The organism is Aeribacillus sp. FSL M8-0254, from assembly GCF_038008845.1.
In the GTDB taxonomy this organism is placed as follows: Bacteria; Bacillota; Bacilli; order Bacillales; family Aeribacillaceae; genus Aeribacillus; species Aeribacillus composti.
In genome coordinates, this window is sequence record NZ_JBBOZY010000001.1 from 2,513,361 (window position 1) to 2,536,818 (window position 23,458).

A 23,458-nucleotide genomic window follows, 5' to 3' on the forward strand; every position below is an offset into this window, starting at 1 on the left:
TATTATAATACATTCATTCAATATTTAGCAGAAAAATCAGCAAATATTATTTGCGTTACAGTACGTTTACCTTTAAAATTAAATATTTGAACGGGTACATATTTTTAGCAAAATTTATAGCAAAATGATAAAGTGAGGTACGTTCAGTGAATACAATCCAGTTACCAAAAGCAATCATCATTATATTCGGAGCAACAGGAGATTTAGCAAAACGGAAATTATTCCCATCCATTTACCGTTTATATCAAAGCGGTAAGATCGGCGAAGAATTCGCGGTCGTTGGCGTGGCAAGAAGACCATGGACGAACGAAACGTTCAGAGAAAATGTTAAAGAATCCGTTGAAAATGCAGTTTCCGTCAACAGCGATCTAACATCCTTTACTTCGCATTTTTATTATCATCCGTTTGATGTATCGAACCAGTCTTCGTATCACAGCTTAAAAAGCTTGCTTTCCGACTTGGATGAAAAATATCAAACGGAAGGGAACCGAGTCTTTTACTTGGCGATGGCGCCTGAATTTTTCGGAATCATCGCTAACAATTTAAAAGAGCACGGTTTAAAAGATACAAACGGATGGACAAGACTTGTCATTGAAAAGCCGTTCGGCCATGACCTAGCTTCCGCCCAAAAATTAAACGATGAAATCCGCGCCGCATTCGATGAAGAGCAAATTTACCGAATCGACCACTATTTAGGAAAAGAAATGGTGCAAAATATTGAAGTCATTCGATTTGCCAATGCGCTTTTTGAACATTTATGGAATAACCGTTTTATTTCCAATATTCAAATTACTTCAAGCGAATCACTCGGTGTGGAAGACCGGGGCAACTATTATGAAACATCCGGTGCGCTCAGAGATATGGTGCAAAACCATATGCTGCAGATGGTGGCCCTGCTTGCGATGGAACCGCCAATTAAATTAACGACTGACGAAATTCGTTCCGAAAAAATTAAAGTGCTTCGTGCTTTACGGCCGATTCAGGAAAGCGAAGTTCACAGCTATTTTGTAAGAGGCCAATATACAAAGGGAATAATTAATGGAAAAGAGGTTATCGGCTACCGAGAAGAAGCAAATGTAGATCCCGATTCCAATACAGAAACGTTTGTGGCCGGAAAGATTTTGATTGACAATTACCGTTGGGCAGGCGTTCCTTTTTACATTCGCACAGGAAAGCGAATGAAAGAAAAATCAACAAAAATTGTTATCGAATTTAAAGATATTCCAATGAACCTTTACTTTAAAAAGGAAAGCGACCGCGTTCCAAACTTGCTTGTCATCCATATCCAGCCTGATGAAGGGATTACGCTTCATCTCAATGCAAAAAAAGCGGGAGTAAGCTCAGAGGCTACACCAATTAAGCTTTCTTACAACAATAACGGCATCGACGGCATGAACACTCCGGAGGCATATGAAAGATTGCTATATGATTGCATGCAAGGCGATGCCACGAACTTTACCCACTGGGATGAAGTCGCCTTATCATGGGCATATGTTGATCCGATTTCAAATGCATGGTCCCGTAAAAAAGCGGCCTTCCCTAACTATGAGGCAGGCTCGATGGGTCCTAAAGAAGCGGATGAACTTCTTGCCAAAGACGGCTTCCATTGGTGGCCGATCTAATGACATTTTTCAATTTAAAAGTGTTGCCTTATTAAAACACCCCTTGTACAAATAGGGGTGTTTTATCATATTGATGCTTTAATGATTAATAACGAATATCAAACTTTTGAAAGCCTTCCACTTCATCATGTTCCGTTAATTGTATATTTTCAACTTTTGAAAAAGGACATTAGCATTGCATAAATATAGTTAGAATTTTCTGTTAATTATTTTTTGTGAATTTGTGCCAAAAAGACAAAACCTAAAGAAAGGTGGCACTGCCCATTTGGTAAATATATACAGTTAAATCAGAGCGACAACGACAAAAGGGAGATTATGGACTGGCTCGCCCATCAAATTTTCGCAACCAAACATAAGCTGGTTTCCACAGAGCTCTCTTTAACCAACGAGTAATTCGAAGTAGGGATTTCTTACTTTTCATCTCCAATTGAATGAGAACATGTAAGCAATACGTGATCAGGGCTAAGAAAATTTGATTTTGAATAGCTGTTTCACTCATTCCATAAAAGTGCTTAATTTCTACGTGTTGCTTGAGCCATTTGAAAAAGAGTTCAATAGCCCAGCGAGATCGGTAAATATCACTTATCTCTTCTGGTTTTAAATCAAATCGGTTGGTGATGAAACGAAGTAAGTTCCCTTTTGTGTCCATAACTTCTAGTAGACGATAGACATTTTCAGTACGATTTTGTGTGGTACCAATGTAGACCATTTTATCGGATAGAACGTGACAATCATCAGGAAGTGAAAATGTATAGACTTCACGAATGACTGCGTTTTTCTTCAGTCTTGAAACGAAGAAATAGCCATCATCTGTCATCCGGTCAAAACGTTCATAGTCCACATAACCGCGGTCAAACACATACATGGCTTCTTGATCATCCACTAGGACTTCGAGTTGATTTCGGTCATGTTCTTTTGCTGTCGTAATCACTGCTTTTTCAGGATAGACGGTGTCTTTATCCATGAAAACGAGCCGTAAGTGTAGCTTTACACCAGCTTTTGTTTTCCGGAATTTTGCCCATTTATAATTGGTCAAATTCAACGGGAGTGTACTTGAATCAATGATTTTCAGTGGCATATTCTTTCCGTTTTTATAATGGTACCGTTGAATTTTCCAAACAAGATCCAAGAACAAATTTGCAAGAATTAGTGGGTGGATCTGATTGTTTTTTCGGGATAGCTGAGAGGCACTTATCGATTCAAATCCGAGTGCTTTTTGAAGATCTTCGTCTACAAGTGCATCACTCATTTCCTCTAAGCTCTTAAATTCGAGCAGCTGGGCTACCAATAAAAGTTTAATATAGGCTTCTGTTGTCAGCTTTTTTGTGTAATAGTCCTGTTTCAATTCTTTGACTTGTTCGCTAAGTTTTTGAATATTTATGGGTGAAACCCATTTACCAAATGATGAAATTAGTGTATTCTTGTCCATAATGGTTATCCTTTACGATTGGATTTGGACAGGAACCACCTGTACTTCCATTGTAAAGGATTTTTTTGTTTCGAAATCAATAAAAAATTGAACATTCTTAGTATTTTGAATCATCAGATTTAATTACTGCAATGCTAGTGAAAGAATATATTCCCCAAATTGATGTTGATGTATTTAACGGCTGGGGAAAACTGAAATCCGGCAAAAGCTTTGAGGAACTTTCCTCAGAGGAAAAAGCGAAAGTTGGACGGCTTTCAGAACTATGTGAACAATTTATTGCCGCAGATAAATATGTGTTTGTCACACCTTTATGGAATTTTTCATTCCCTCCTGTCATGAAAGCCTATATGGATGCAGTGGCAGTTGCCGGAAAAACATTTAAATACACCGAGCAAGGACCGGTAGGATTATTGACAGATAAAAAAGCCCTGCATATTCAAGCACGCGGAGGCATTTATTCGGAAGGTCCGGCAGCGCAAATGGAAATGGGGCACCGTTATTTAAGCGTCATGATGCAATTCTTCGGCGTTCCGTCTTTTGAAGGTTTATTTGTTGAAGGTCATGCGGCCATGCCTGAAAAAGCAGAAGAAATTAAAGAAAAAGCTATTTCCCGGGCAAAAGATCTGGCTCATACGTTTTAAAAAACAAGGGGCAGTTCTAAGTCGATTTTTCGACTTAGAGCAGACCCCTTTTTCATGTAGTAACGTTGATGGATCAATGTTTCAGTTTTTTAAATTTAATGAAATTCCTCTTTTCGGACAGCCCCTTGCTGCTTTTTTTATTAGGAAAAACTCTTTAAACAGCAAATTCCCTTTTTCCAACGATCTCCCACAAGCGGGCTGCCGAAGCTTTTTCTTTCTATTTTTCAGAAAAATTTCTAATTTTCATTCCCGTATAAACAAAGACAGCGTCTCTTAAAAATTCAGCGGCTCCCGGATGTTGTTTGTCATAATAAGCTCTAAACCTTTCATCCTCTACATACATTTGCGTTACGCCTCTATACGCTTCCTTCGTATATCGGGGCCAAAAAAAGCTTAACCATTGGCGATGAAGGTCGGCGGCTTTTTGTGCTAATTCGCCTGCCGGATCTCCGGTTAAAAACGCCTCATTCAGTACGTCCAAAACCTCCTCTCCCAGCTTGTTCGCCTCAGCATACTGCTCCTCTGTCATTTCCCTCAATTTTTGATTGGATTGATTGACGATCTCTTCTCCATATTTGGCTCTTATCTCTTCCCCGTATTTCTTTTCATTTTCATCAATCAGTTTCTGCTTAAAAGCCTCAAATTTTTCGTTGTCGCTCATCGTGATCCTCCCTTCTTGAGCTGCCAATGTTTTCTCAACATTTGCTATTAATAAATTTAATTGCTCGCGTTTTGCCAGAAGTTTTTCGCGATGTTCTTTTAAAGCCTTGATGCCGTCAAAAGATCGAGAGTTGACAATTTTTTTAATCGTCTCCAAATCAACATCAAGTTCCCTGTAACAGCTCTGAGGAGTAAAAATTCTTCGAGATAAATTGAGCTTCTAGCCCCCATATTTTGATAAATATGCGATAATTTATCTGGATTTATCAAGATTTAAGGGGGATTTGTGAATGTTAACAAGGAAAGAAAAAAGAGAAAGAGAAAAAAACCAAAACTTTTTCTTCGACTTCGTTAAGATTCAAAATCATTTCTTTAAAGACTTGGTAGATCAACTAAAAAAAGTAAAAGATAAAAGGCATCAAAGCTACATTACCTATGGTCCAGAAACAATCCTTTACACCATTCTTCTTAAAAGTGTATTTGGAATCAAATCAATGAGAAGTATGACCGAATTGTTTAATAAGGATGAATGTATCGAAAATATTCGAGTAGTTTTGGGTTTGAAAGAGCTCAACGAGCTCCCGCATTATGATACAATTAATGACTTTTTAGCAAAGTTGGAGCCAAAAGAGCTTGAAACCATAAGGATTTATCTAATCAAAAAACTTTTTGAAAAAAGATGCTTAGAATCCCTCCGGATTCTAAATAAATATTGGCCAATTGTTTTCGATGGGACAGGTATCCATACATTTAAGGAAAAACACTGTGAACATTGTTTGAGAAGGGAATACAAGGATAAGGAAACCGGAGAAACAAAAGTGGCATATATGCACCATGTTCTAGAAGCCAAGCTTGTGGTAGGAGATATGGTTCTTAGCATCGCTACAGAATTTATAGAAAATGAGTCAGAAAATGTTCCAAAGCAGGATTGTGAGTTAAAAGCTTTTATGAGGCTAGTCGATAAATTAAAGAAAACATTTAAACGTCTTCCTATTTGTCTTATCGCAGATAGCCTTTATGCTTGTGAACCAGTATTTGAAATTTGTGATAAACACAATTGGAAATATATTTTCCGGTTCAAAGAAGATCGGATTAAAACGGTTTCTCAAGAATTCAGAGCAATCCAATCTTTAGAAACGAATGGTAAAAGCTCAGAATATTTCTGGGTCAATGATATTGCTTATAACGATCGTTTGGTAAATCTTGTGGAAAAAGTAAAAGTAACTGAGAATGAGAAAAAACAGGAGTTTCTGTTTATTACAAACTTTCGAATAACTGAAAGGAATGCAGAAATACTTGTTCAGGCAGGTCGAAGACGCTGGAAAATAGAAAATGAGGGTTTTAATAACCAGAAAAATGGTTGGTATGAAATTGAACATGTGAATTGTCATAATTACAATGCACTGAAAAATCATTACTTACTTGTTCAAATAGCTGATATCCTTGTTCAACTATATAAATATGGGTCAAAACTTTTGAAGCAGCTGAAAAAGTCAGCAAAAGAAATATCCTCGAAGCTGTTAGAAGCGATCCGAACCCGCATTATAACAGTCGAGGATTTGAAAAAATGTAAAAAAATACAGGTTAGGTTTACATATACCTAACAATTCTATTATAGCAGAAGGGTGTGATGAATAGGGAGTAAAAAAGCAAGTTATCCACAACTTTATAGAAAAATCGCATTAATAGGACTAGTTTTTAAAAATTTTAGAAGGAAAGTAACTGGAAAATTTTACCAACTGTGGATAATTTGAAAATCCCTATTTTGACGAAAAACTTTGAAATATACTCTTCATAGCTGTCCCTGTAAAAGAGAATTTGCTGCAGCTTATCAACTTCTTTTTGTCCATAGATGCGATATCCGGACGAATTGATTCTCGCCGGCTTCAGAATGCCTATTTCATCGTAATATCGCAATGTTCTTCCTGTTACTCCAGCCAATTTTGCGAGTTGATGGACTGTATACTCCATCGCTTCACCTCCTGACAAAATCAACATAATCCTTTACGCAGCGTCAATGTAAAGAGCAAATGACGACAATACAATGGTATAATAAAAAAATGGCGAGGTTGTGAGCGAATTGGCATTTTTATCAAGCACTCTCCGCAAAAGCATGCCTTACGTAACGGCGAAGTTAACTGGTGCGGGGCTTTCATTATTTTTGTTCTTCACGGCTTTATTATTTATTGCCGATTTTGATTTGTATGAATTTTCTAAAACGATTGATGCGCCGCTCATTTGGCTAGTGTTCTACGGATACGGGATGATTTGCTCCATGTTCATTGACTGGCTTTCCAAGAAAACGCCCGCTCTCAAAAAAACGATGAAAATCATCTTTATATTCTTGCAGGATCGATTATTTTTCTTCCGATGGGATGGATGGCAGCAATAATTGGCGGTGCAGTCGGAGCGATTTGTTCGCTCATCTTTTATTATGGGACGCACTTATCGCGGAAAAATACGTTTTTTACCTGTTGCTTTTCCTTTTGTGCTCCGCTCGTTTTGCTTTTGATTGGAACCATTGATTTACTGTGAAAGAAAATTAGCATGAAGTAAAAAAAAGCCTCCAGCTTCACAGCCCGTTTTGACTATTTCAACGGGGCGCATGTGGTTCCGATTGCTGCAAAGAAAGGAGAAACGATTACGTTTTCTGTAAAATTTACCAATCTTCAAGAAGGTGGTTATGGTTTCCATGTATTGAATGACGAAAACGACTTCATTGGGATGAAAACTGTCAATGAACAGACCTATCAAATTGAAGTAAAGAAAGCGGTATTTATCGAATATCATCGTCGAAGGCGACAATTTAAAAGGAAGTTTCCTAGTCACTTGGGACGTGAACCAGCCGAAAGCCGATACAGTTGAACTGCCCGAATTAAGCCGGTTTACATATGAAGTGCCGCTCGCCACGATGAGTTTGGCGAGACGAAGCATGCTCTATTTAATGGAAATGGGGTGGGAAAGAAACCCCATCCTATTTTATTGCTTGTCCCATCGAATCACTAAAAAAAACGAGACGACGTTCCCAATGGATCATTATCCCGTTTTTTATTTAACCACGTTTAACAAATAATGGAAGGTCTGTATGCCCCATTTCACGCACGTACACAAACAGCTGCCCTTTATGATGAATTTCATGATCCATGGCTGTTTGCAGCAGCTGTGCTCCTGACATTTTCGCACCAAAAATTTTCGTTAGATCGATTATGCGCTCAAACTCATCATCTGTTAAAGACTCAAGCAATGTTACCGTTTCTTTCGTATACACTACTGCAAGCTCATTAAGATCGGCCGTTTCCACATCCAGTTTTCTGGAAAAAACAGCGGGGTTTCCACTTTTTGCTGTGTTGGCAAACTGATAGAAAGATTGCAAAATATGAGACGTCAATTGTTTTGCCGACATCGAGGTTGGCGTTGGTTTGAAATCATAATGACTTTGATCGATTTTGCGAATCAACTCTATTGCAACATTGCGGTGTGATAAAAAATATTGAATTTGCTCTGCTCATTCATAACCCTCCATCTTCCATTTGTATCACTTTCATCCTAAAGTGAATAAGTGGATTTTGCAAAAAATATGGTTTATGTAAACTGTTTTTCCCTCAACTATTCTCCTGCTAGCCTGTTGAATTTTGCGGATTCCCCTAAAGTTGCATAACTCATTAGGTTTTTGTTTTGCCAATGGTTCTGGCAAATTTCCCGTCCAGTTGAATTGGTAAATACGGACAACCCTGAGAAGTTGATTTATTCTAAGCTGTCCTAACATGTTTACCGCTTTCCGTATGATATAAGGTGCGCGCCCAAAAACATTGACATATGATGGATCCGATTAAATTGCCGTTATACGGATCGATTTTTCCTTTAATGAAACTTCCTGCTTATGTTAACCTTTTCCATGATCAACAGCCGCTTAGCGGATGATTTTTTTAAATACACTCAATGACAATTGATCTGAAATATGGTGCTTTCCTGTCTCGACATACCCATTTTCAAATAAAACTTCACGGCCGGCGTGTTATTTGCAGCAGTTGCCACGAGGATTTGATAAATATTCCGATCGAACGTCTCGACGAAACGGATTAGGGAACTGGCTATTCCTTTCCGAAAATGAGCTGGTGAAACAAACAAGCGATGAATATCCAAAACGTTTTTCGTTTTTTTAAAAGAAATGACGCCGGCTAATTCCCGCTTTATAAAACAACCGTAAAATGTTTCCTTGCAATGCTGAAGTGATTCAACGGTGTCTTTCAGTAGCAGGAGTTCAAAAAAATGGATGAGTTTTGCTTCTGATTGATATGACGGAATTTACAGTTTTAATACTTGCTCTGCAATGTTTGCATCCGTTATATCGAGTTCCTTGATCATTCTTTTCCCCCTCCACTCCATTCAGTGGATGATTTTTACTTGATAGTAGCGCATTGCTTTCAAACTGCCTTCCATTTCAAAAATTCCTTTTTCAATAAGCTTTCTTACCCGGTATTCGATAAACTGATCCCCGACATACTGTTCTAAATGACCGATAACTTCGCCGATCAGTCTGGCTGCTTTCATATAATCTTTCTTTCCCTGTTGTCCATGCAGTTTTTCCGCCTTATGGATGATGAATGAATCAAAATAATCTTCCGGGACGCTATGTATCTTTCCACTTCGCCATATTCTCAATTTTCCGCGATCGTTTGACAGTTCCAGCCATTCTTGTTCCAGTTGCTCTCGTTCCAACTGTGATAAAGGCTGCTTTTTTTGCCCGCAAAGTATTTGAATTTTTTCAGGCGCTATTTCACCGGAGTGAAGCGGAACGAACTGTATATGAGGGGAATGAAAATGATCATGATACGCTTTTGTTGTGTTGATCATCATGATTTGATGAGGCCTGTCCCTTAATAAATAAAGAACAAACCGCATTCCTGTCTGTTCGTGGGCGTTTTCTCCAGTCCATATTGTAATCGGCGTACCATCCGGTATCGATGCGATTTGCCGAATCGTTTGTTGAAATTTTTGTTGATATTGGAGATGATCATCTTCCTCGTTCATGTTTTGCTTCAGCCAATCAAATCTCGCTTTGACACCGTTCTCTTCTTCAAGATGAAAGACCGGGCCTACAGAGAATAATTCCCAAAATGAAATGATCCGTTCTTTTTCATCCAGCCCTAAATTTTTCAAACTTATTCTTAAACTGCCCTCAGCGGAAGGTCCAAACACAATATGCACCATCTGAACGTTCCTTTTTTCGTCCATTTCCGGCCGTTCCAGCCTATCCACAATCTTTTTCTTGATTTCTAGGACATCTTGAATAAAATTTGCCTCTGTGTATTCAGTTACTTTAACTAAATCAGCTTTAAGGAAGATGTGAAACAGCAAGGACTTCACTTCTTTTTCCGGCAATGCGCTGAGAGCTTTTTTTAATTTTTCAATTTCAAGCATTTAAAAACTCCTTTCTTTGTCCGTGCCCCGTACTGTCTTATTCTAAAAACTTCATACTCGAAAAGTGGAAATGACGGCCACACCATTTGAAAAAACTCTTATTAATATTTCGGATTCCCATTAGTAAATTCCTTCTTTTACATTCTAGCTAAACATTTAACATTTCGGCTTATATCCAGTTTTCATGGCCTTAATGAAAAATGCGATATTTCTTCTCTTACCGCAAGTCCAGGAAAAGACCATTTCCTTATCCCCGCCACTTGTGCAAAGGCTTTCCATCCTTTGCTTATTGGACGGAAAGCCTTCCAAGAATTCAACATGAAAAATGTGGGCAAGGAACGAATGCATTTAACTAATGGATTAGGCTTCCTGCCATTTACGATAAATAGCCGTTCGGTTAATACCCGCCATAGCCCGGATAATATCCGCCGTAACCGTGGTGGTAGCCGTGGCCGTGGTGATAGCCGTAACCAGAATAACCATCATAACTTCCAACATATTGTCTTTCCATTTCTTTCTCCTCCTCATTTTTTTCAAAATAGTGTATGTGTCTATCTGCAAAAACGATATAGGCATTTACCCATTTTAAGGCGGGAAGCGTTTTTTTACTTACAATCGCCCCGAGATTTAGAGGAAAAAAGAAATTCGTTTTACAGCCAACAAAAAAGACTGGACCAATACATACTAACCTTTTTGGGCAAACATATAACAGGACAGTTAAATTAATCATTTTATTTTCTCGGCTCATCCCTTGTTTGATCTCACCTTTTTCACTTTAACAAAAATGGGCTGCACTATAAGACAGCTAACCAACTCTTATAGTACAGCCCTTTTTGTGTTATTTTTCACATTTCTTTTTGATAAATAAATCTGCTAAAGCAAAAATGAAGCCTTCATTTTCATACGTTGCAAAAAACGTGATGCCAAAAGGAATCTTCACAAATTCCTCACCAGATGGCAAAGCAATGGCGCATAAGTCTAATAAATTGCAGTGATTCGTAAACCGCCCCAAAGCTTTATTTGTTTCAAACGGATTGTTCCGCACTTGCTCTCTTGTCCATGTGCCGCCAACCGTAGGCATGACAAGAACAGCATCCTCCAGCAGCTTTCTGACCTGACATTTTAAATCCTGCAGCCTGTGCATAGTTCGGAATACCGATGCAGCACTATACCGATCATCTGCACCTGATCGCAAAACTTCTTCTGTCACAGGAAAAACCTTGTTCGAATGTTTGTTGATAAATTCACCGACAGCTGCCCAACGCTCGGCAACCCACGGCCCTTCATACAGCATGTCGGCTGCCTCGCAGAAAACAGCAGATTCTATATATTCCATTTTGATCCCTAATTGATTTATAGCAGAAATCGCTGCATTCCAAGCATGCCGATACTCGCTCGCATAAGGGCCAAAAAACTCAATCGTCTCTTTTGGTATGCATATTTTCTTAGGCATTTTTTTCTTTGGGTGCGGAATATTTCTGGACCATGGGCAATTGGGATCGAAACCACGAGCTAATGAGTCTATTAAAAACGCATCTTCCAAGGTGTTAGAAAATACTGTCACACAATCTATGCTCTCACATGCGGGAACAACCCCTCGAGTGGACCATGCGCCCAAGCTCGGTTTCAAACCGATTAAATGATTCAAGGCTGCAGGGACACGTCCGGAGCCCGCTGTATCTGTACCAAGTGAAAACGGAGCATGGCCACGAGCGACTGCTACGGCAGAACCAGAGCTTGATCCTCCGCTAATTAACTCTTCATTGAATGCATTGCAGGTTTCTCCATATGGACTCCTTGTTCCCACTAAGCCCGTAGCAAATTGGTCCAAGTTCGTTTTCCCTAAAGGGATCGCTCCTGCGGCAATTAAACGTTCGACAACTTCAGCATGTTCAGCTGGTATATAAGCATATGCAGGACATCCGGCTGTTGTCGGCACCCCTGCTTGGTCAATATTATCCTTAATTGCAAATGGAATTCCCCACAACGGCGTTTTTTCAAAGTCCAGTTCGTATAATCGTTCCAAATACGGGCGAATGTGTTCTATAGAAGGGGGCGTAATCCAAATATTCATGTGTTCATCTTCTTTTGCTCTAGAAATTATTTCCTTAATAACTTCCTCTGGTGTAAGTTCTTTGCTTCGATACTTTTCTCTCAGCCACTTAATCGTCAACTTGCGAGGAAAAGCTTTTTTACCCATAAATTCATCCTCTTTCCATGAACAGTTTCAAAGATGGCAAAAAGGTTTTTATAAATTTTCAATCGCCTTCAACACTTTTTCCGAACTTGAAACACTGCCAAAAACCCCGCCTTGCATTTTGACCATATTCAAAGCAGCAAGATGATTGGAATAGTCGGTCGCACCTGTGCAATCTTCCAAAATTAAACATTCATAGCCTCTATCATTTGCTTCCCGCATTGTCGTGTGCACGCATACATCTGTCGTAATGCCTGTCAAAATCAGATTTTTGATACCTTTATTTCTTAATACCAAATCTAAATCCGTTGCATAAAAGCTTCCTTTCCCCGGTTTATCAATAATAAGCTCGCCTTCCATCGGTTTTAATTCATCAATAATTTCCCAGCCTTTCTCGCCTCTGACAAGAATCCTCCCGGCCGGTCCTTTTGAACCAATCTCAGCGCCGATTTGCTTGCTGCGCCATAATTTATTTTCCGGCAAATCCGATAAATCCGGTTTGTGTCCTTCGCGAGTGTAAATGATCGTAAAACCTTTAATTTGCCGCACTCTTTCCAATAGCCTTTTGATAGGCTGAATAGCCCTTGCCGTTAAAGACAAATCATATCTCATTTGATCCACGTAGCCTCCTTTCCCGCAAAAATCGGTTTGCATATCAATAATGAGCAAGGCTGTGTTTTCCGGTCTCAAATCCCCATTAAACGGCCAATTATATGGTGAAGCTTCAACGTACATAGATGGAGAACTCCTTTCTTTATTTTGTAATTGAACACGATTTGTACCCTTTTTTATTAAAACGTTATTGCGCTCTTTTGATCTTCTCATCAAAACTTTGATATTGTCTTTGCCCCACTGACGATAAAAAAGCATAAGCAATTGCTGCTGTTATCATTCCAACGACTGCCGTAGATAAAAACGGGGCGTAAAATTCCAAAAGAAATGATATGAATGATCCGATTGCCCATGCAATAAAAGGTTGAATTCTAATCGTATTTTCAAAACCAGCATGTTTTCGAATAAAAAATTGATCGATAATGATGATCGCTCCGATCGGAGGTACAATAACACCTAGAATTGTCAACCAGTTCGGAAAATAATTCCATGCACCTGAAATGGCAATAATCACTCCGAAAATTCCCAAAATGATTGCAAGTGAACGCATCTTTTTATTTAAAAGCGTCGACCATCCAACAGCTCCGTTGTATAAACAGTGAGAACAAACACTCCCTAAATTCAAGAACAAGAGCAAAACAGCTACAGTTGATAAAAAGCCCCCTTTAGCTGCAATATATTGAAAAAAATCTGCATTGCCGTTTTCAACAGAAGCGGCTGTAATAATACCGCCAAATAACATCGCAATTAAGTTGGCGCATGGAAACGCTGAAAATGTTGCAAGAATCGATTCTTTTGTATTTTTAGACCATCTATTAAAATCACCTGCCATCGTTCCGGAATCAATAAATAATGCGACAACCATTGTTACTGCTACACCGAAAGCTATCGATCCATCTCCGCTATAGTTTACAATCGATGACCATCCCGCATTTTTTACAGCATCTGACACAGCCCATAACCCTAAAATGACAAAGAACGGAGCTGAAACTGCGCCAATCAATGTCAAAGCCTTTACACCAAATAATGTAATCAATATATACAGAACCCCTGCTAATAACGTTACAGCAATTAGATTGCTTCCAAAGGCCTCGTGCATGCTGGAACCAGTTAAACCTACTTGAACGGCAAACCAGCCGATAACAAGCGTCGATAATAAACCAGACACTAGAATCGATCCTTTTTTGCCGAACGTAACGGCTGCCTGCAATCCAAAGTTATACCCTTTTTTCGTCGAAAGGACACCCAACATTCCGACATACGCAAATAATATGAGGTTCCCGATCAAAATCGCTGACAGTCCCTTCAAAAACCCTAATGCAGCGACTATTGCTGCACCAGTTACTGCACTTGTAATAATCATCGGAAACCCGATCCAAACAAATGAGACGGATAATAAGCTTTTTCGTTTCTCAAGAGGGACTGGCTCATTTTCATATTCTTCTTCTAAAATGGCGTCTTTTGGATTTTCCATCATATCCACTCCTATCTTTTTTTATTCATTCATGTTTTATGAATAAACAGTCCAACCAGATTCATTGAGTGCTTGTCTAACGCTTAACATGATGTCTGCCGATTTTGGCATATCACCATGAACAATGCACCTTCCTAACATGCGAATCCCTCCAAACCTATATGGATTTTATTTATAATTTGCAATCTATTTTGCGCAATTCCTTGACAATCGTGCCGCATGTGCGGTTCAGATGATCGGCAATCAAACTTAACAGTTCGTTTAATTTCTGCTGCTCCACTAACTTTAAAATGTCGTGATGCTCTTTTTGGCCGACCTTTAAGGAGTCCGCCTTGTATGTATAGATATACATATAAGGAATAACCATATCCCAAACCTTTTTAATGAGTTGATTCAATTGTTTAGATCCTGATTGTTCATAAAATAACAAATGAAATTTTTGATTTAGCTGATGCCATTCAAAATATTGGATCTCATCATCATCCATTTGACAAACAACCTCTTTTAATTCAGATATATTATTTGGTGTTATGTTCGGCAATGCCCATTCAATGGCCAACGTCTCTAAACGCATTCTTATCGCAAAAATTTCTTGCACCTCTTTAACGGTCAGCTGCCTCACAATAATGCTTCGTCTTTGAAAATACACAAATCCCTCTGCTTGCAATTGTCTTAACGCTTCCCTGACAGGCATAGTACTGACTCCGTACTGCTCGGCAATGTGCCGGATTGAAATTTTCTCGCCTGGAACAATTTCACCGCGCATTATCTGTTCCCTAAGCCTTACATAAACTTCATGATTGACAGTCGAAACATTAATTTTTTGGGCCATACTGATACCTCTCCCGGCATTTTTTGTGATTTGTGATCACATCAAACAGCAACAATAAATAGAATGCTTTTCATAACCGAAATATAAGATATGTGATCACATAAACCATCTCTTGTTTAGTATATTATGAAAAACAAAAAATACATTCCATAATTATGTGATATTTTTTTACATAGTTTTTTTAAAATTTCTTATTGACATCAAATATTTTTTATCTTTCATTTTTATGTTATATTTTCTTACATTACTTGATAAGTTTTCAAAGGAATGGCTTCCTTATACCAAGTGGTGCGGGATTTTCTTAAATTGACAAGGAAACGGAGAGACAGCCGCTTGAAGCCTAACCAATTATTGTCTCTGTTAAAAATGTCGAAAAATTGTCTTATGTACTATCTAAAAGTGGAAATATGTTTACCTAAGAATGAGTGCTCACTCTTTCCAGTTGCGTGTTGGAATAAGAAAAAAGCAGAAATGGTTCTGTTTAAAATGCCGAGGAATGGACGGCTCTAAAAAACAAATCGCCAACCATTTTTACAACTTGTCATAGTTTTGGAAAAGAAAAAAACATTTTCAAAAGCTACAGATGTTGAAATTCACCAATATTTTCCTCAAGTACATAACAAAAAATGTTGCACATCCTGTCGTTGCAAAATCACTAGCGTCTCAAAAACAATAAGAATGTAATTGCAAAAGCAACCGCAATAAAAAAATCATCCACCCTTTAAAGCCAAAAGCAAGGTGGATGTTTCAACCGCTATCTGTCTGTTCCCATTAAAAAGATTTCGTTCAATTGCATCCGCCATCAAAAAGAGCCTTCACTTTTACCTTATGTTAGATTCCAAATATTTTAAAAATATTGATTCTTGCTGTTTTTGAATTTCAGGAAGCAAGGCATATTCTTTAAAACTTGGAAATCAGAAAATGTCTGTACTTTCTTCCCACTTCAATTGATCTTATTTTTCATGAATCCAGACTAACATTTCTCCGCTTTCCCGGTTGCACCAAGCATAATAAGGAACTGCTTTCAATTTTGCTGTTCTTGTTTGCACATTCACTGGTTTGTACAATTCATCATCCCATACCGCCTCATCAATTCGCTCTGCTTCACCAGTAATAACCGTAACACCACCGAGTAGATCGGGTTCAAAGCTGGCAAACAGTTTTGCATCACGACTGAGGTAGATATTTGGCAAATTTGAGCCATTATCCACTTCTTCCAAGCAGTACACAATTGGACCTCGCTGTAATGCAACTTTGCCGGCATTTGCCCGCACATTTGGATTTGCCTTTATACGTTCAATCGGCATTGGAAGGAATAATTCAATCTGATCATCATTTTGCCATGTACGTTTTAAATACGCATATCCATTTTTTAGGAATGGAGTTATATCGACCGCCTCACCGTTTATTTTTAGTTGAGCACCTCTGCACCATCCAGGAATGCGCAGTCCAAGTGTAAATTCACAATCTGATTGTGGTGAAACGGTAATGGTTACGGTGCCATCCCAAGGATAGTCAGTTTTTTGGGATACCCCCACGATTTGGCCGTTAACATTCGCATATATTTCACTGCCAACATATAGATGTACAAACAGTTCATTTTGTTTCAGCGAATAGATATAATGACCAATAGAAGCAATTAACCTTGCTAAGTTAGGCGGGCAACAAGCACAACTGAACCATTTTTGCCTGACTGGTTTTACATGCCGTTTATCATGGCGAGTGCATGCCTCTGGCCAAACTTCAAGAGGATTGACATAAAAGAATTTTTTTCCGTCTAAGTTCATTCCACTGATTGTACCGTTATATAAAGCACGCTCCATTACGTCTGCATATTTTCCATTCATCTCAAGATTCAGCATACGATTCGTCCAAAACACTAATGCAATTGATGCGCATGTTTCCGCATATGCTGTATCGTTCGGCAAGTCAAAGTCAAACGTAAAAGATTCCCAAAACGCACTTGAGCCAACTCCTCCAGTTATATACATTTTTCGTTTCGTTACATTTTCCCATAATGTTTTGCAAGTTTCCTTTAAAGATTCATCCTTGGTTTTTGAGGCACGATCTGCCATGGCTGTATACATATACAGTGCTCTTACCGCGTGTCCGACAGCCTTTGTTTGTTCCCTGACAGGAATATGGGCTTGGTGATAGATATAGCCATCATGAAACCAAAAAGGTTTGGTTTCCCCTCTTTCTTTTTTCTCTATATCAAAATAATGGGGCTGCTGTCCGCGCTCATTAATAAAATATTTACTTAAATTCAAATACCTTTCGTTCCCTGTGGCATCATAAAGTTTTAAAAGAGCCAGTTCAATTTCTTGATGTCCCGGGTATCCGGGAATCTGGTTCTCGCCTTTGCCAAAAACAGCGGCAATATAATCGGCGTATTTGCAAATCGCTTTTTCCCGGTCGCTTTGTAATAAGCGACAGCTGCCTCAATAAGATGTCCTGCACAATACAGTCCATGATTATCTCTAAGATTTGTCCAGCGTTTACCAGGCTCCTTTACGGTATAAAACGTGTTTAGATAACCATCAGGCTGTTGTGCTTTTTCCAACAGTTCAATGACCTCATCCGCCATTTTTTCCAATTCAGCATTAGGTTCGCTTTCCAGACAATAAGCCACCGCTTCCAGCCACTTTGCAACATCGCTATCTTGAAATACCATCCCGTAAAATTCACCTTCTGATTCGCCAGCAGCAATTCTTAAATTTTCAATTGCATGGCTCGGTTCTGCATCGGGAATTCGGTCATTTAAAGCCTCCCATTGGTAAGGAATCACTTCATCCCTCACAACATTCATAAATTTTTTCCAAAATTTATCATCCACTTTCACATTTTTGATAATTGTCGATTTCATTTCAAACCACTCCCTTATCATGTACTTTAAAAAATTTTCCTCCTTTCATAAATATTCTTCATTTCTATCTTAATTTATTTTGTACCGAATTTAGATATAAACGAAACGGTTTGTGAAAGAATTAATCAAAAAAGTGATAGTTAAAAAATATATCCAATAGAGGCTGTCTAAAAAGTCAAATCCTCATTGAAAAATATCAATCTATCAACATTTCTAAAACATTAAAAGGGCGTCTATAAGCCGAAAAACGACTTATTAAACATCCCCATCCAAATTATAGAAGGTAAAGTTCATAGGGGGGGAATTTACACAATAATTTGGACTTGACCAAAGAATTTTGCAAGTTAAAAAGATAGAAAATCAATATAAGATGGGAAAAATCCAATCACAACTAACGCCAACCGAATGAAAAATATTAGAGTTCATAGATAATACGTGAAATTGCAGGTGAAATGTTCATTTCCATCCGAACGGTCAAAAACCATGTCAACAACATTTTAAAAAAATGAAAGAAAAAAGCAGCAAAAAAAATTAGGCTTATTTAAAAGGTAAGTTTAGTTATCCACATGTAGTGAAATGGTCTCAAACTTGAGCTAAAATGAAAAAAATATTCGAAGTATCTCGGAACATAAACAATTGCCAAATAATCGATAGCGCTAAAAAAGAAGTGAAAATAAGATAAACTCTATAAAATAAAGAAAATTGTAAAGGAATTCTAAATAGAAATTTTACGAAAAAATGAGTAATGGAAGCTCCTACAAATAATTGCATTATGACTGATAATATAATAAACACGAGGACAATTCCGAAAATTGCATAAGCCGGCGCTCCTTCTTTTTTCAGCATGATTGGAATATTTTCCGCCTCTGAGCCCATCGATATATAGATGGACAGAATGATCGAAATGAACGACAATGTAAAAGCAATAAAAAACAATACATAGCTGGAAAATTTATTATCCTTTATCCATTGGATCATTTTTTATCACTCATCTCGCTTTTTAGCAAATGAATTATAAGTCTAGTTTTATATCTTAATGGAATATATAACCTTTATTTGAATTTATAGTAATTTATGTTGAAATTTTTATCAAGAAAAATTTTGTATTTTTCTTTTTCAAAATGAAAAATAGCAGAACGGTGCTCACGAGAAAGGAATCATGGCGAAATGAAAAAGCATCGGTTAAAACCGATGCTTTTTATCGTTATTTATTCAGCCAATCTGTATGGAAGATGCCTTCTTTGTCAACACGCTGATACGTATGAGCGCCGAAATAATCGCGCTGTGCTTGAATTAAGTTTGCCGGCAATGTTTCAGTGCGGTAGCTGTCATAATAAGCAAGAGCGGCAGAGAAGCACGGCACTGGAATTCCTCTTTCGATGGCAATCGCAATAACTTGTCGTAAAGCTCCCTGATAGCTTTCAACAATTTCTTTAAAATAAGGGTCCAACAGTAGGTTTGGAAGATCAGGGTCGCGATCGTAAGCGTCTTTGATTTTTTGCAAAAACGCTGCGCGGATGATGCAGCCGCCGCGGAAGATCATGGCAATATCGCCGTATTTTAAATTCCAATTATATTCTTCGCTTGCTGCTTTCATTTGCGCAAACCCTTGAGCATAAGAACAAATTTTGCTCATGTACAGCGCTTTGCGAACAGCTTCAATGAGTTCTTCCTTGCTTCCTTCATAAGGCCGTACATTCGGTCCGCTCAACAGTTTGCTTGCTTTAACACGCTCTTCCTTCATGGCGGAAATAAAACGGGCAAATACCGATTCAGTAATGATCGGAAGAGGGATTCCTAAATCGAGCGCGTCTTGGCTTGTCCATTTTCCTGTTCCTTTTTGCCCGGCGGTGTCAAGAATGACATCGACAAGCGGTTTTCCTGTTTCTTCATCGATTTTTGTGAAAATATCTGCTGTAATTTCAATTAAATAGCTGTCGAGCTCTCCTTTATTCCATTCAGCAAACACTTCATGAAGCTCTTGAGCATTTAATCCTAGAACATGTTTTAAAATGAAGTAAGCTTCGGAAATTAATTGCATATCTCCGTATTCAATGCCGTTATGCACCATTTTTACGTAATGTCCTGCTCCATCTGGACCAATGTAGGTGGTGCACGGCTCACCATTCACCTTAGCGGCGATCGCTTCAAAAATTGGACGCACAAGCTCATGAGCCTCTTTTTGTCCTCCCGGCATGATGGAAGGGCCTTTTAAAGCTCCTTCTTCCCCGCCGGAAACCCCTGTGCCAATAAAATGGATGCCGCGTTCAGCGAGCTGTTTGCTGCGGCGTTGAGTATCTTTATAATATGTATTTCCGCCATCAATTAAAATATCTCCTTCATCGAGATATGGAAGAAGCTGTTCAATAGTTGCATCAGTCGCAGCACCCGCTTTAACCATCAGTAAAATTTTTCGAGGCTTTTCAAGAGAATTGACAAATTCCTCTATACTATACGTTCCGACGATTTTTTTTCCTGCTGTTTCTTTTAGCATTTCGTCTGTTTTTTCTGAAGAACGGTTGTAGACAGAAACGCTGTAGCCTCTGCTTTCAATATTCAATGCTAAATTTTTTCCCATTACTGCTAATCCGATAACACCTATTTGCTGTTTTGACATATGAATACGTCCCTTTCTATTTCGAATAACTATTCTACAGAACTGAAAATACCATAATTAATAGATTGTTTTCAAGTCAAAGCCATATACAAAGTACAGGTTTAAAAAACTTATTTAAAGAAAAAATCTTTCCCGAAGCTCGAGCCGAAAGAATCAATCTCTTTATGCATGCTCAGTCCTTTTTTGATAATTCCTTCTCCATATTTTTCAGACAATTTTTCTATCGCCTGATGGAGCGGTTCATTTTTCGCTTCTTCTTCAAAAGTAAATAGATCAAGCTGTTTAAAAGCATTTTTTTTGTGCATCACATCCTGCCCTGTTATGCCGAGCAGGCGCACAGGCTCGTTTTTCCACAGCTTTTGAAAAACAATCAAAGCATGCTGGAAAATTGTTCTTTCATCATCGGTTGGGTTTTCTAATTTCATACTTTTTGTTACAGTCGTCCGGTCTTTATAGCGAAGCATCACTGCAATTTTTGTCGCTACCGCCTCTTTTTTCTTCAATCGGAGACTTACCGATTTCGCCAAACTTTTCAGGGCATTCTTTAACTCTTCTTCATTTGTTGCATCTTCGGGCAGCGTCATCTGATTTCCGACGCTTTTAAAATCATAAACGGACGATGGATCAACCGGGCGATGGTCAATGCCGTTTGCTTTTTCTTTTAACCTTAATCCATTAATGCCAATTATTTTTTCTAGTTGAACGTCGTTCCCTCTTGCAAGGTCACCGATTGTCCGAATTCCGATCTTCTTTAATTTTTCAGCTGTTTTCGCCCCTACGCCATGCATCTCTTCTACATCAAGAGGCCACAATTTCTCTTTAATATCCCTCTTCCTTAAAACCGTTATGCCTAAAGGCTTTTTCATATCAGAAGCTGTTTTAGCCAAAAATTTATTCGGGGCAATTCCGATGCTGGACGGCAGCTCCAGCTCATCAAGAAGCCGCTGTTGAATTTCTTTTGCCAGATCGAGCGGATGTCTTGCGACGTCTGTGACATCCATATATCCTTCGTCTATAGAAACCGGCTCTACAATCGGTGTGTATGAACATAAAATCGCAAACATTGCTTTCGATGCTTTTCGATAACGATCAAAACGGGGCTTTTTGACAATTAAATTCGGGCAAAGCTTCTTTGCCTCCCATACTGGCATGGTCGTCTTTACCCCAAACGCTCTAGCTTCATAGCTGCAAGTCACAACAATTCCTTTCCTCTCCTCCGGGTTGCCGGCTATCGCAAGCGGCAGCCCTTTTAACGACGGATCAAAGGCAGCCTCAACAGAAGCGTAAAAACTATTCATATCAATATGCAAAATAACGCGGCTCATACACATCACCCAATATCATTGTACCATACATAAATAAAAGAGGCTCCCTTGTTCTTTTGAATGGGCGGACAGAGCTGAATGAAGCTGGCATTTCTTGCAGCCTGCTATGCAAATGCTTTAAAAATAAAGGAAAGGGGGTGTCTAATAAGTCGTTTTTACGGCTTATTGACGCCCCCATTAATGTGTTAGAAACGTTGATATATCGGTGTTTATGATTTTTTTATCTTCAATGGCGATTTGACTTTCTAGACAGCCCCGGGATTTCAAAATATAATTTTAAGGTAAATTCGTCGCTCCCATTAAGAAACGATCCACTTCCCTTGCGGCACCTCTTCCTTCATGAATCGCCCAGACAATCAAGCTCTGTCCTCTTCTTGCGTCACCTGCGGCAAATACGCCTTCTACATTTGTTGTAAATTTGCCGTACGGAGCGTTCACTTTCCGGTTTACCGTTTCAACGCCAAATTGCTTCAGAACAGGCTGTTCCGGCCCTTCAAAGCCGATTGCGATAAAGACTAAATCGCACGGCCATACTTTTTCTGTGCCGGGTATTTCTTTAAACACCGCATTGCCGTTTTCATCAAATGATTTTTCCATTTGAATCGTATGCAATTCTTTTACATTGCCATTTTCATCGCCGACAATTTTCTTTGTTTGGATGCAAAATTGACGAGGATCCTGTCCGAATTTGCTTTTGGCTTCCTCATATGCATAATCTAACGTAAAGACCAGCGGAGCTTGAGGCCATGGATTGCCTTCTGCCCGCTCCTTCGGCAAGGCTGGATGTTTACCAAATTGCACAACGCTTTTACACTTTTGCCGCAATGCTGTCGCTACACAGTCAGCACCTGTATCACCGCCGCCAATGACGATGACATGCTTATCTTTTGCATCAATAAACTTTTTGTCTGCAAAATTAGAATTGAGCAGGCTTTTCGTCGTTTCTGTTAAATAATCCATCGCAAAGTGCACGCCGTTTAATTCTCTTCCTTCAATCACAAGATCACGCTGCTTTTGCGCTCCTGTGCATAAAACAACAGCATCATATTGGGAGCGAAGCTCATCAGCGGTGATGTCTTTGCCTACTTCCGTATTAGTTATAAACGTAATTCCTTCTTCTTCTAAAAGACGCACTCTTCTTTCAACAATTTCCTTCTCAAGCTTCATATTCGGAATACCGTACATTAATAACCCGCCGATTCGATCAGCCCGCTCATAAACCGTAACGGAATGTCCCGCTTGGTTCAATTGATCCGCACATGCCAGACCGGCAGGACCTGACCCAACAATAGCGACTTTTTTACCTGTGCGCTTTTCAGGAATTCTCGGCTGAACCCATCCTTCGTCAAAGCCCTTATCGATTATTGCGCGCTCGATGCCTTTAATGGCAACAGCAGGATCTGAAATCGCAACCGTACAAGATCCTTCACACGGTGCAGGGCAAACCCTTCCGGTAAATTCAGGAAAATTATTTGTTTTTAAAAGACGGTCCAGCGCTTCCTTCCATCTACCTCTATAAACAAGATCATTCCATTCAGGGATTAAATTATGAATCGGACAACCTGATGTTAAGCCGTTAATCTCCATTCCCATATGACAGAAAGGAGTCCCGCAGTCCATGCAGCGGGCACCTTGTCTGGCAAGTGTTTCATTTGAAAACGGGAATGAATATTCCTTCCAATCATCAAGGCGGGAAAGCGGATCACGTTTTTTCTCTTCTTCGCGTACATACTCCATAAAACCTGTTGCTTTTCCCACGAGT

Annotated in this window: 18 protein-coding genes and 4 pseudogenes; 6 read left to right on the plus strand and 16 right to left on the minus strand. The window is 39.0% G+C overall.

All coding sequences use genetic code 11. The features are described 5' to 3' along the window. Positions 1-146 precede the first annotated feature (146 nt). A complete protein-coding gene (gene zwf, locus NSQ44_RS12210; RefSeq protein ID WP_340857167.1) occupies positions 147-1,622 on the plus strand; it encodes a glucose-6-phosphate dehydrogenase in 1,476 nt (491 codons plus the stop codon). 313 nt (positions 1,623-1,935) lie between these two features. On the opposite strand, the gene NSQ44_RS12215 is transcribed toward zwf, so the two are convergent. Further along, positions 1,936-3,051, minus strand: coding sequence for an IS4 family transposase (locus NSQ44_RS12215; RefSeq protein WP_339210175.1), 1,116 nt, complete (start codon positions 3,049-3,051; stop codon positions 1,936-1,938). 131 nt (positions 3,052-3,182) lie between these two features. Between NSQ44_RS12215 and NSQ44_RS12220 the strand changes: the two genes are divergently transcribed. After that, the gene (locus NSQ44_RS12220) at positions 3,183-3,692 is read left to right on the plus strand and encodes an NAD(P)H-dependent oxidoreductase (RefSeq protein WP_340857168.1); all 510 of its coding nucleotides are present in this window, start codon (positions 3,183-3,185) and stop codon (positions 3,690-3,692) included. A gap of 217 nt (positions 3,693-3,909) precedes the next feature. Here NSQ44_RS12220 and NSQ44_RS12225 read toward each other — a convergent pair. Further along, positions 3,910-4,530, minus strand: a pseudogene (locus NSQ44_RS12225) (MerR family transcriptional regulator); the annotation flags it as partial. Between the two features lie 112 nt (positions 4,531-4,642). Here NSQ44_RS12225 and NSQ44_RS12230 point away from each other — a divergent pair. Then, positions 4,643-5,956, plus strand: a complete 1,314-nt coding sequence (locus NSQ44_RS12230) for a transposase family protein (protein WP_044897475.1) — start codon at positions 4,643-4,645, stop codon at positions 5,954-5,956. A 196-nt stretch (positions 5,957-6,152) separates the two neighbouring features. Here NSQ44_RS12230 and NSQ44_RS12235 read toward each other — a convergent pair. Next, positions 6,153-6,323, minus strand: a pseudogene (locus tag NSQ44_RS12235) (MerR family transcriptional regulator); the annotation flags it as partial. A 109-nt stretch (positions 6,324-6,432) separates the two neighbouring features. Between NSQ44_RS12235 and NSQ44_RS12240 the strand changes: the two are divergent. Together NSQ44_RS12240 and NSQ44_RS12245 are read left to right on the plus strand one after the other, a co-directional pair. Next, positions 6,433-6,744, plus strand: a complete 312-nt coding sequence (locus tag NSQ44_RS12240) for a hypothetical protein (RefSeq protein ID WP_340857169.1) — start codon at positions 6,433-6,435, stop codon at positions 6,742-6,744. Positions 6,745-6,959: 215 nt separating this feature from the next. After that, positions 6,960-7,217 (plus strand): hypothetical protein, encoded by a 258-nt coding sequence (locus tag NSQ44_RS12245; RefSeq protein WP_340857170.1) that lies wholly within the window; start codon positions 6,960-6,962, stop codon positions 7,215-7,217. 187 nt (positions 7,218-7,404) lie between these two features. On the opposite strand, the gene NSQ44_RS12250 is transcribed toward NSQ44_RS12245, so the two are convergent. From NSQ44_RS12250 to NSQ44_RS12290, 9 genes and pseudogenes are all read right to left on the minus strand, one after another. Beyond that, positions 7,405-7,848, minus strand: coding sequence for a DinB family protein (locus NSQ44_RS12250; RefSeq protein ID WP_340858259.1), 444 nt, complete (start codon positions 7,846-7,848; stop codon positions 7,405-7,407). A gap of 440 nt (positions 7,849-8,288) precedes the next feature. Continuing rightward, on the minus strand, positions 8,289-8,657 hold the full coding sequence (locus NSQ44_RS12255) for a GNAT family N-acetyltransferase (protein ID WP_340858261.1): 369 nt from the start codon (positions 8,655-8,657) through the stop codon (positions 8,289-8,291). Positions 8,658-8,738: 81 nt separating this feature from the next. Further along, on the minus strand, positions 8,739-9,773 hold the full coding sequence (locus tag NSQ44_RS12260; RefSeq protein ID WP_340857171.1) for a DUF1835 domain-containing protein: 1,035 nt from the start codon (positions 9,771-9,773) through the stop codon (positions 8,739-8,741). A gap of 397 nt (positions 9,774-10,170) precedes the next feature. Continuing rightward, entirely contained in the window at positions 10,171-10,521 is a 351-nt protein-coding gene (locus tag NSQ44_RS12265; protein WP_340857172.1) for a hypothetical protein, read from the minus strand. 111 nt (positions 10,522-10,632) lie between these two features. Then, a pseudogene (locus NSQ44_RS12270) lies at positions 10,633-11,973 on the minus strand (allophanate hydrolase); the annotation flags it as partial. 48 nt (positions 11,974-12,021) lie between these two features. Beyond that, complete coding sequence (gene biuH / locus NSQ44_RS12275; protein ID WP_340857173.1) at positions 12,022-12,705, minus strand: biuret amidohydrolase; 684 nt, start codon at positions 12,703-12,705, stop codon at positions 12,022-12,024. A 64-nt stretch (positions 12,706-12,769) separates the two neighbouring features. Then, positions 12,770-14,056 carry a cytosine permease gene (locus NSQ44_RS12280; RefSeq protein ID WP_340857174.1) on the minus strand — a complete coding sequence of 429 codons (1,287 nt, stop codon included), beginning with the start codon at positions 14,054-14,056 and terminating at the stop codon, positions 12,770-12,772. A 172-nt stretch (positions 14,057-14,228) separates the two neighbouring features. Further along, positions 14,229-14,888 (minus strand): GntR family transcriptional regulator, encoded by a 660-nt coding sequence (locus NSQ44_RS12285; RefSeq protein WP_340857175.1) that lies wholly within the window; start codon positions 14,886-14,888, stop codon positions 14,229-14,231. Between the two features lie 953 nt (positions 14,889-15,841). Further along, a pseudogene (locus NSQ44_RS12290) lies at positions 15,842-17,754 on the minus strand (glycoside hydrolase family 127 protein). Positions 17,755-18,194: 440 nt separating this feature from the next. Here NSQ44_RS12290 and NSQ44_RS19055 point away from each other — a divergent pair. After that, on the plus strand, positions 18,195-18,263 hold the full coding sequence (locus NSQ44_RS19055; protein ID WP_445659533.1) for a LuxR C-terminal-related transcriptional regulator: 69 nt from the start codon (positions 18,195-18,197) through the stop codon (positions 18,261-18,263). Positions 18,264-18,336: 73 nt separating this feature from the next. Here NSQ44_RS19055 and NSQ44_RS12295 read toward each other — a convergent pair whose 3' ends face one another. From NSQ44_RS12295 to NSQ44_RS12310, 4 genes are all read right to left on the minus strand, one after another. Next, positions 18,337-18,732: a hypothetical protein gene (locus NSQ44_RS12295; RefSeq protein WP_340857176.1), complete on the minus strand. Its 396-nt coding sequence runs from the start codon at positions 18,730-18,732 to the stop codon at positions 18,337-18,339. A 226-nt stretch (positions 18,733-18,958) separates the two neighbouring features. Continuing rightward, a complete protein-coding gene (gene gndA, locus NSQ44_RS12300) occupies positions 18,959-20,371 on the minus strand; it encodes an NADP-dependent phosphogluconate dehydrogenase (protein ID WP_340857177.1) in 1,413 nt (470 codons plus the stop codon). Positions 20,372-20,481: 110 nt separating this feature from the next. Next, positions 20,482-21,702, minus strand: a complete 1,221-nt coding sequence (locus NSQ44_RS12305) for a DNA polymerase IV (RefSeq protein WP_445659505.1) — start codon at positions 21,700-21,702, stop codon at positions 20,482-20,484. A 270-nt stretch (positions 21,703-21,972) separates the two neighbouring features. Further along, positions 21,973-23,454, minus strand: a complete 1,482-nt coding sequence (locus tag NSQ44_RS12310) for a glutamate synthase subunit beta (protein ID WP_063388146.1) — start codon at positions 23,452-23,454, stop codon at positions 21,973-21,975. Between the last annotated feature and the right edge of the window lie 4 nt (positions 23,455-23,458).

Bases quoted from the DNA above. Each gene is read 5' to 3' on its own strand.
- NSQ44_RS12215 (WP_339210175.1), bottom strand. From the start codon at position 3,051: ATGGACAAGAATACACTAATTTCATCATTTGGTAAATGGGTTTCACCC.
- NSQ44_RS12220 (WP_340857168.1), top strand. From the start codon at position 3,183: ATGCTAGTGAAAGAATATATTCCCCAAATTGATGTTGATGTATTTAAC.
- NSQ44_RS12230 (WP_044897475.1), top strand. From the start codon at position 4,643: ATGTTAACAAGGAAAGAAAAAAGAGAAAGAGAAAAAAACCAAAACTTT.
- NSQ44_RS12260 (WP_340857171.1), bottom strand. From the start codon at position 9,773: ATGCTTGAAATTGAAAAATTAAAAAAAGCTCTCAGCGCATTGCCGGAA.
- NSQ44_RS12265 (WP_340857172.1), bottom strand. From the start codon at position 10,521: ATGAGCCGAGAAAATAAAATGATTAATTTAACTGTCCTGTTATATGTT.
- biuH (WP_340857173.1), bottom strand. From the start codon at position 12,705: ATGTACGTTGAAGCTTCACCATATAATTGGCCGTTTAATGGGGATTTG.
- NSQ44_RS12280 (WP_340857174.1), bottom strand. From the start codon at position 14,056: ATGGAAAATCCAAAAGACGCCATTTTAGAAGAAGAATATGAAAATGAG.
- NSQ44_RS12285 (WP_340857175.1), bottom strand. From the start codon at position 14,888: ATGGCCCAAAAAATTAATGTTTCGACTGTCAATCATGAAGTTTATGTA.
- NSQ44_RS12295 (WP_340857176.1), bottom strand. From the start codon at position 18,732: ATGATCCAATGGATAAAGGATAATAAATTTTCCAGCTATGTATTGTTT.
- gndA (WP_340857177.1), bottom strand. From the start codon at position 20,371: ATGTCAAAACAGCAAATAGGTGTTATCGGATTAGCAGTAATGGGAAAA.
- NSQ44_RS12305 (WP_445659505.1), bottom strand. From the start codon at position 21,702: ATGTGTATGAGCCGCGTTATTTTGCATATTGATATGAATAGTTTTTAC.